We start from the raw sequence: 7536 nt of genomic DNA on the forward strand, positions 1-7536 counted from the left end.
GTTATGAATTCGGTGGACTATGACGCTGTTGTGGTCGGTGCCGGTGCGGGCGGTATCTACGCGGTGCACAAGCTGACCCAGGAGGGGTTGCGGGTCATCGCATTCGAGGGTGCGCCCGAGGTGGGTGGGGTCTGGTACCACAATCGCTATCCCGGAGCGCGCGTCGATATCGAAAGCTACTTCTACTGCTTCCCGGACGAGGAGCTGTATCCGCGGTGGTCGTGGAAGGAGCGTTATCCGGCGCAGCCGGAGATCCTGGCGTATCTGAATTTCGCCGCCGACAGCTGGGGCGTTCGTCCGCATATCCGATTCTCGACCTGGGTCACCGGCGCTCAGTGGGAGCCGGCGGCGCACCGCTATCGCGTCACCACCAGCAGTGGCGAATCGGTCACCGGACGCTATCTGATCATGGCGTCGGGCCAGCTCTCCAAAGCCCGCACACCGGCTTTCCCCGGACTAGCGGACTACCGCGGCCGCTGGGTCCAGACCTCGCACTGGCCGACCGACCATGTCGAGACCGCGGGTAAACGTATCGCCGTCATCGGCACCGGGTCCTCGGGCGTCCAGGCGGTACCCGCGCTCGCGCGTGACGCCGAGAACGTCACGGTGTTCCAACGTACCGCGAACTACTCGGTGCCCGCCCAGAACGGTCCGCTCGATCAGCAGAAGTACGCCGACCTCGCCGGCCGGGTCGCCGAGATGCGGGAGGCGATCCTGCACCATCCGACCGGCTCGGATATCCCACTCGGTGCCGGTCCGGCCGGCTCCTTCACACCGGAGGAACAGCAGGCGCTGCTGCGCGAGCGCTGGGCCCGCGGCGGGCATACGATGAATGCCGTTTTCAGCGATCAGGGCACCGATATCCACGCGAACACCCTCGTGGCCGATTTCGTCCGGCAGCATGTGCTCGATACCGTGCGCGATCCCGTAACCGCCGACATCCTCACGCCACGCTCGTATCCCATCGGCTCTCGGCGCCTGTGCGTGGACACCGGCTACTACGAGGCATTCAATCAGAGCAATGTGGATCTGATCGACGTCAAGGCCGACCCCATCGAACGGATCACCCCACACGGAATACGGACTCGCGATCACGATCTCGAATTCGATCTGATCGTATTCGCCTTGGGCTTCAGCGCGTTCACCGGAGCCCTCGACGAGGCGAATATCCGCAACGAATTCGGCGAGCGCCCGACCGACCGGTGGGCTCGCGGGCCGCGCACTCTGCTCGGGCTGATGACGCGCGGGTTCCCGAATCTGTTCCTGCTCACCGGACCCGGAAGTCCCTCGGTGCTGGCCAATATGATCCTGGACAACGTCCAGCATGTCGACTTCGTCGCCGATCTGCTGCGGCATATGGGCGAACGGGGTCGCACGAAGGTCGAACCCGAGGAAACGGCCCAGGACGAGTGGACCGCACACGTGGCGGAGGCCGCGTCCAGCCTGCTCCGGCTCAACGTCGAAAACTACATGGTGCATGTCAATCGCGACGACGGCAGCAGGGTTTTCATGCCCTATGTCGCCGGCCTCGACCGATACGTCGCCGAATGCGACAAAGTCGCGGCCGACGATTTCGCCGGGTTCGCATTCTCCTGAGTATCTCGCCGCTCGACACCGGCCGACGCCGCTCCTCACCGTTCGTCCATCGATACCCAGAAAGGACGTAAGCCCCATGAAATCTTGGCGATTTCACGGCACCGGCCGGCCCCTGACCCTGGAAGAGGTGGAAACACCACGCGCGGGCCCGGGCGAAGTCATCGTCGACGTCAAGGCCGCCGGGTTGTGCGCCTCCGATATGGGCGCCCTGCACGAGCCAGAATGGATGACGTCGTTCCCGCGGCTGCCGATGACACTCGGGCACGAAAACGCCGGCGTGATCAGCGAAGTGGGTCCCGGGATGGACCGATGGCAGGTCGGTGACCGAGTAGGGCTGTCGCCGATGATTCCCCACGGCGATGCCATCGGCTACGGCACCTGGGACGGCGGCTACGGTCCCAAAGTGCGCGCCACCGAGGCGAACCTCGTCCGCCTGCCGGCCGAACTTTCCTTCTCGCTGGGAGCGGTGGCGACGGATGCGGGGCTGACGGCGTACCACGCCATGGTCGCGCTGGGCGGTGCGCAGGAGGGCATGCGGGTCGGAGTGATCGGCCTCGGCGGTCTCGGCTACCTCGGCGCCCGGATCGCCGTGCTGAAAGGCGCCGAGGTGTATGCCGCCGAAACGAACCCGGCCACCAGGGAACTGGCTGCCGAGATCGGGCTCGCGGGCGTCGCCGAATCGATCAGTGAGTTCGCGGACAAGAATTTGCCGCTGATCGTGGACTACGCCGGCTTCGGGAGCACCACCGCGCAGGCAGTGGAGGCACTGCCCAAGTCCGGGACACTGGTGCAGGTCGGTCTGGGCCGGCCGGAGTCCACGGTGAACACCCAGGCGATCATCTTCAAGCAGTTGAAGATCCTCGGCTCCCTCTCGGGCACCCAGCGGGATCTCACCGAGTTGTACGAGCTCATGCGCGGCGGCGAACTCGAGCCACCGATCCACCGCATCACACCGGATCGCATTCCGGAAGGACTGGAACTCCTCCGACAGGGTGGGGTCGTGGGCCGCCTCGTCGCCTGCTACGAGGACTGAGCTGTCTCGTTCGCCTGAACCGAGCGCAGTTCATGTGAACCCGTACCCGGGTGAGCGGACATCCACCGCGGCTCTGGATTGCTGCTCAGCCGGGTATCCGATATCGATCCGGCTACGACTGCCGGCCCGGCTGTCGCGGGAACTCGGTCGGCGGGCTCTGCACCCAGTCCAGATAGATCGGGTCCTCGGGATACCAAGCGCCCCAGTGCGATACGCGTGGCACATCGACGATATCCCAATCGGAGTTGATCGGCCGGACGTCGATCCAGTCCCAGACACACGTGCGGTGCAGAATCTTCCACACACCGTCCCGCTTCTCACACAGATCGCGGTAACGGCCGGCCTGGAACATGGTCACTTCGGGCTCTCTGAACGGGACCACACAGACGAACATGCTCTCCCGCTTCGCCCGGTTGCCCTCGATCTCGGACAGGACGTTCGAGACATGATGGTTGCAGCTGTAGATCTTGTCGTGCCAGGTCACCGCCGCATCGGCCCACCCCTGGCCGTCTCCGACGTAGGCACCGTGGTCGTCGAATGAATCCGGCCAATACGTCGACCGCATCAGCTCACGGTCGTGCCGGTCCGCGCCCCGCACATACATCATCAGGTTGTCGTGCAGAGCCTGCTTGTCGTACAGCTCCATCAGCTGTGCGTCTGTCAGTGACATCTGTTCCATTCCTCCAACGTGCGGCCACCCGATGCGGCCACGGCCGGCTGATTCGGGGTCTTCGGAAAAGGCGCGGCGGAGTGCAGTACCGGCCGAGGTCGATACGCCGGAATGTCGAGCGCACTGCCGCCGCGTCCTGTTCGCATCTACTTGATGAGGGCACCCGCATCGACAGGCAGCGATACACCCGTGATGTACCGGGATTCATCGGAGGCCAGGAAGAGTACGGCGTTGCTGACATCCACCGAGTCCACCCAGGGAATCGGCAGGGCGTTCACCGTCTGGGAGGCCGGTGCGAAATCTTCCCTCGTCGGGCGCTCGAGATCGGGCCGGAACAGGCGGCGCATCGCCTGATTCTGGATCATGGGTGTGTCCACCTGGGTGGGATTGACCGCGTTGGCACGGATGCCGTGCGGTGCCAGTTCCAGCGCGAGCGAGCGCATCAACCCGATCACCCCGTGCTTGGCCGCGACGTAGTGCCCGATATTCGCGTACGCCTTCACGCCCGCCGCGGAGCTGGTGAGAATGATCGAGCCACCCTTGTTGGCGATGAGGTGGGGAACTGCCGCTTTGGCTGTGTGCCAGACGCCGGTGAGATTGATGTCGATCATCGTCTGCCATGTCGCGCCGTCGTATTCCCAGACCGACTGCGGCCGGCTGGTGATTCCGGCGATGCCGGCGTTGGCGCAGACGATGGCCAGCCCGCCGAGCTGTGCGACACCGTCGTCGACCACCTTCTGCAGCCCGTCGTAGTCACGGACGTCGGTCTTGCTCGCCACGATGCGCCGGCCCAGCGCCTCGACCTGCTGCACTGTCTCGGCGAGATCGGACTCGGTAGCGCCCTCGTACGGGCTGTCCGGAATGTTCTCGCAGATATCCACGGCGATGATGTCCGCGCCTTCTTGCGCCAGCCGGATCGCGTGGCTGCGGCCCTGGCCCCGTGCCGCGCCGGTGATGAAGGCGACCTTGCCCTCGAGCTTGCCCATGATGTTGCGCTCCTGTTGTCGGGTCCGGTGATAGCGCGCGGCCTCATACCGCCGCTCGGAACGGCCCCTCGACGGTGCTTCACCTCGTCGAGGATCCTTCCTGATGTGACCCCCACCATACTGACATATTCCGTCCAGATTTGGAAGTATTCTGAGTCGCGCTCTATCGAATCCGCAGCCAAAACGCCCCCTCGGGAGTCAGATAGAATCTCGATTCTGTATTGATTTGGACATTATTAGTCCGTATTGTGACTCGGGCCGCTCGGCCGGAGGTCTCGTCTGCCGGCGGGTCACATCGACCAACAGGAGAACTTCACGATGGAACTGGGCAACACGGTGGCACTCGTCACCGGCGGCGCATCCGGCCTCGGACTTGCCACCACCGAGGCATTGGCCAGGGCAGGCGCGCATGTCGGCGTACTCGACCTGCCCTCCTCGTCCGGGGCCGGGATACAGGAAGAGCGGGCGGGGGCAGTGACATTCGTGCCCGGCGATGTGACTTCCACCGAGGACGTGACCCGGGCACTGGACATCCTGTCCGAGCGTGGGCCTCTGCGTGTCGTGGTGAACTGTGCGGGAATCGGTCCCCCCGGAAAGGTTCTCGGCAAAAACGGGCCGCTCCCCCTCGACGACTTCGAGCGCATCGTCAGGATCAACTTGTCCGGCACGTTCAACGTCATCAGACTCGCCGCCGAGCGAATCGCGGCGACAGGTACCGTGGACGGCGAACGCGGCGTCATCATCAATACTTCGTCGGTCGCGGCCTTCGACGGGCAGATCGGTCAGCCTGCCTACGCCGCCGCCAAGGGCGGAATCGTCTCCATGGCCCTGCCCATCGCCCGGGAATTCGCGCGACACCAGATCCGCGTTGCCACAATAGCTCCCGGCACTTTCGACACCCCACTGTTGAAAACGCTGCCGGAAGACATCAGACAATCCCTCGGCGCACAGGTTCCGCATCCGTCCCGGCTCGGAGATCCGGCCGAGTTCGGTGCGCTGGTACGCCACATCGTCGAGAACCCGATGCTCAACGGCGAAGTCATCCGACTCGACGGAGCGATCCGGATGGCACCTCGCTGACGCTCAGGAGCGAAAAGGTCACGACATGAGGAGCCGTCCGCGGCCGAATGCGGATCGCCGGCTCTTGCGGAACCCCGTAAAGAACTTCGATGAAAGGCACGTCAGCATGACCGAAGCTGTGATCGTGGATATCGTCCGCACCGCATCGGGAAAGGGAAAACCGGGTGGCGCGTTATCCGGTGTCCATCCGGCGGATCTGCTGTCGACCGTCTTGTCCGCCCTGATCGACCGAACCGGGATCGACCCCGCACTGGTCGACGATGTCATCGCCGGTTGCGTCGGCCAAGCCGGCGACCAGGCACTCAACGTCGCCCGCACTGCCCTGTTGAACGCCGGCTTCCCGATCACGGTGCCGGGTACGACGGTGGACCGCCAATGCGGCTCGAGCCAGCAGGCTGTGCACTTCGCCGCGCAAGGGGTGATCGCGGGGGCCTACGATATCGCGATCGCGTGCGGCGTGGAGTCGATGAGCCGGGTACCGATGGGGACCGCCGTCGGCGACGGCAGCCCGCACGGCCCCTTGGCGAGTCGCTTCCCGAGCCTGCCGCACCAGGGCATCGGTGCCGAACTGATCACCTCCCGCTGGAAGTTCGATCGAACTGCCCTGGACGGATTCGCGGCACGTTCACACCAGCGTGCGGCCGAGTTCAGCGCCAACGGGGCATTCGACACCGAAATCGTGCCCGTCACCAGGCCCGACGGCACGCTGCACACGGTCGACGAAACGGTTCGTGCCACCACCTCGGCGGCGAAACTCGGCACGCTACCGCCTGCTTTCCGCGACGAAGAGTTCAGCAGGCGCTACCCCGAAATCGGCTGGGCCATCACGCCCGGCAACTCCTCACCGTTGACCGACGGTGCTTCGGCAGCGCTGATCATGAGCGAGGAGACGGCCGCCCGGCTCGATCTGACGCCCCGAGCGCGCCTGCGCCATTTCGCGGTCGTCGGCTCCGACCCCGAGATCATGCTGACCGGCCCGATCCCGGCCACCGAGAAGATCCTGGCCCGGTCGGGCCTCGGCATCGACGATATCGACGCCTACGAGGTGAACGAGGCGTTCGCACCGGTCCCGATGGCATGGCAGGCGGCGTTCGATGCCGACCCCGCCAAACTCAACCCCCGCGGCGGCGCCATCGCACTCGGGCACCCACTCGGGGCATCCGGCACACGGCTGATGACCACACTGGTCAACCATCTCGAAGCGACCGGCGGGCGGTTCGGGCTGCAAACCATGTGCGAGGGCGCCGGCATGGCCAATGCCACTCTCATCGAAAGGATCTGAAAACGGCCTACCCACCCATGCGGTGGATGAGTCGATGCTTTCGACTTTCCTCGAGCTCCTGCTGCCCTGCGGCAGGCGGGCGGCAGTCGACCGGGCGGTCTGGACCGGGCCAACGTTCCGTCGTTGTATTCACCGAGAAAACTACATCTTTCCGAGCACTCCAGGCCGCGGTGAATGCGTACATCCAGCGAGAGATTGCGGCCTTCGGCATTCTCGGGCATGAGCCGAAGTCGCGGTCCTGCTCGCCGGCCGCACGCTCGATCTCGTCGAACTCCACACACGTACCGAACCGGAGCAGGGCGTGGCCGGGACGGCCACTGGGATCGGTTCGGCTGTAGGGGGATCGAAGTCTGTACTTCCGCGGTATGGCCGTGTACCCCATAATCCGATCGTGGGCGGCGTCGTGGGGCCGCCCCATCGGTTGGTGCATTCCCAGTACAGCCGGTAGCTTCCATCCGGCACCCCTGAGAAGGACAGCGTGCGCTCGGACCGTGGCTGTACGAATGGATCGTTGTCCTCGACAAGGCTCGCGAACGCTGCTCCGACGGGCTCGACCGAGTTCGAGTTGGGCTCGACAGTGTCGAGATACCCATTGACGACGCACACCATCACGTCCGGTGTGTCATTGGCGAAAGTGACGTTGATCGTATTTCCCCTGGCAGTTACAGCCGGCCTCAGGACTCCGTTCTTGGAGATTCTGCATCCGTGCGGACTCGCTTCCCGCCGCGCGGAGTCGGGGCTGCCCTCAGCTCCGATAGGCCCCCGGGCAGCCGGCCCGGGAGGTGTCCGCGGAGTGTCAACTTCGGTTGAATCGTGACCCGGTCGTTCCGGTGGAATCCGGACCCACCCCTGTTGGTTTTGGTCAGTCGTTGGTTTTGGCCGCTGGGAC

The 7536-nt window shown here is 64.9% G+C and carries 6 protein-coding genes; 4 read left to right on the top strand and 2 right to left on the bottom strand.

From position 1 onward, the window contains the following. Positions 1-3: 3 nt before the first annotated feature. Positions 4-1596 (top strand): NAD(P)/FAD-dependent oxidoreductase, encoded by a 1593-nt coding sequence (locus ABZ827_RS08595; RefSeq protein ID WP_357234294.1) that lies wholly within the window; start codon positions 4-6, stop codon positions 1594-1596. A 76-nt stretch (positions 1597-1672) separates the two neighbouring features. Next, positions 1673-2629, top strand: a complete 957-nt coding sequence (locus ABZ827_RS08600; protein WP_357234297.1) for a zinc-binding dehydrogenase — start codon at positions 1673-1675, stop codon at positions 2627-2629. A 112-nt stretch (positions 2630-2741) separates the two neighbouring features. Here the strand turns inward: ABZ827_RS08600 and ABZ827_RS08605 are convergent, their stop codons facing one another. Then, positions 2742-3299: a nuclear transport factor 2 family protein gene (locus tag ABZ827_RS08605; protein ID WP_357234299.1), complete on the bottom strand. Its 558-nt coding sequence runs from the start codon at positions 3297-3299 to the stop codon at positions 2742-2744. Positions 3300-3445: 146 nt separating this feature from the next. Beyond that, positions 3446-4288 carry a mycofactocin-coupled SDR family oxidoreductase gene (locus ABZ827_RS08610; RefSeq protein WP_357234607.1) on the bottom strand — a complete coding sequence of 281 codons (843 nt, stop codon included), beginning with the start codon at positions 4286-4288 and terminating at the stop codon, positions 3446-3448. Positions 4289-4603: 315 nt separating this feature from the next. Here ABZ827_RS08610 and ABZ827_RS08615 point away from each other — a divergent pair, with 315 nt between their 5' ends. Then, positions 4604-5365 carry an SDR family NAD(P)-dependent oxidoreductase gene (locus tag ABZ827_RS08615; RefSeq protein WP_357234302.1) on the top strand — a complete coding sequence of 254 codons (762 nt, stop codon included), beginning with the start codon at positions 4604-4606 and terminating at the stop codon, positions 5363-5365. Between the two features lie 106 nt (positions 5366-5471). Next, positions 5472-6647, top strand: coding sequence for a thiolase family protein (locus ABZ827_RS08620; protein ID WP_357234305.1), 1176 nt, complete (start codon positions 5472-5474; stop codon positions 6645-6647). Positions 6648-7536 lie beyond the last annotated feature (889 nt).

The sequence above is a fragment of the Nocardia sp. NPDC019395 genome (assembly GCF_040632335.1).
GTDB lineage: Bacteria > Actinomycetota > Actinomycetes > Mycobacteriales > Mycobacteriaceae > Nocardia.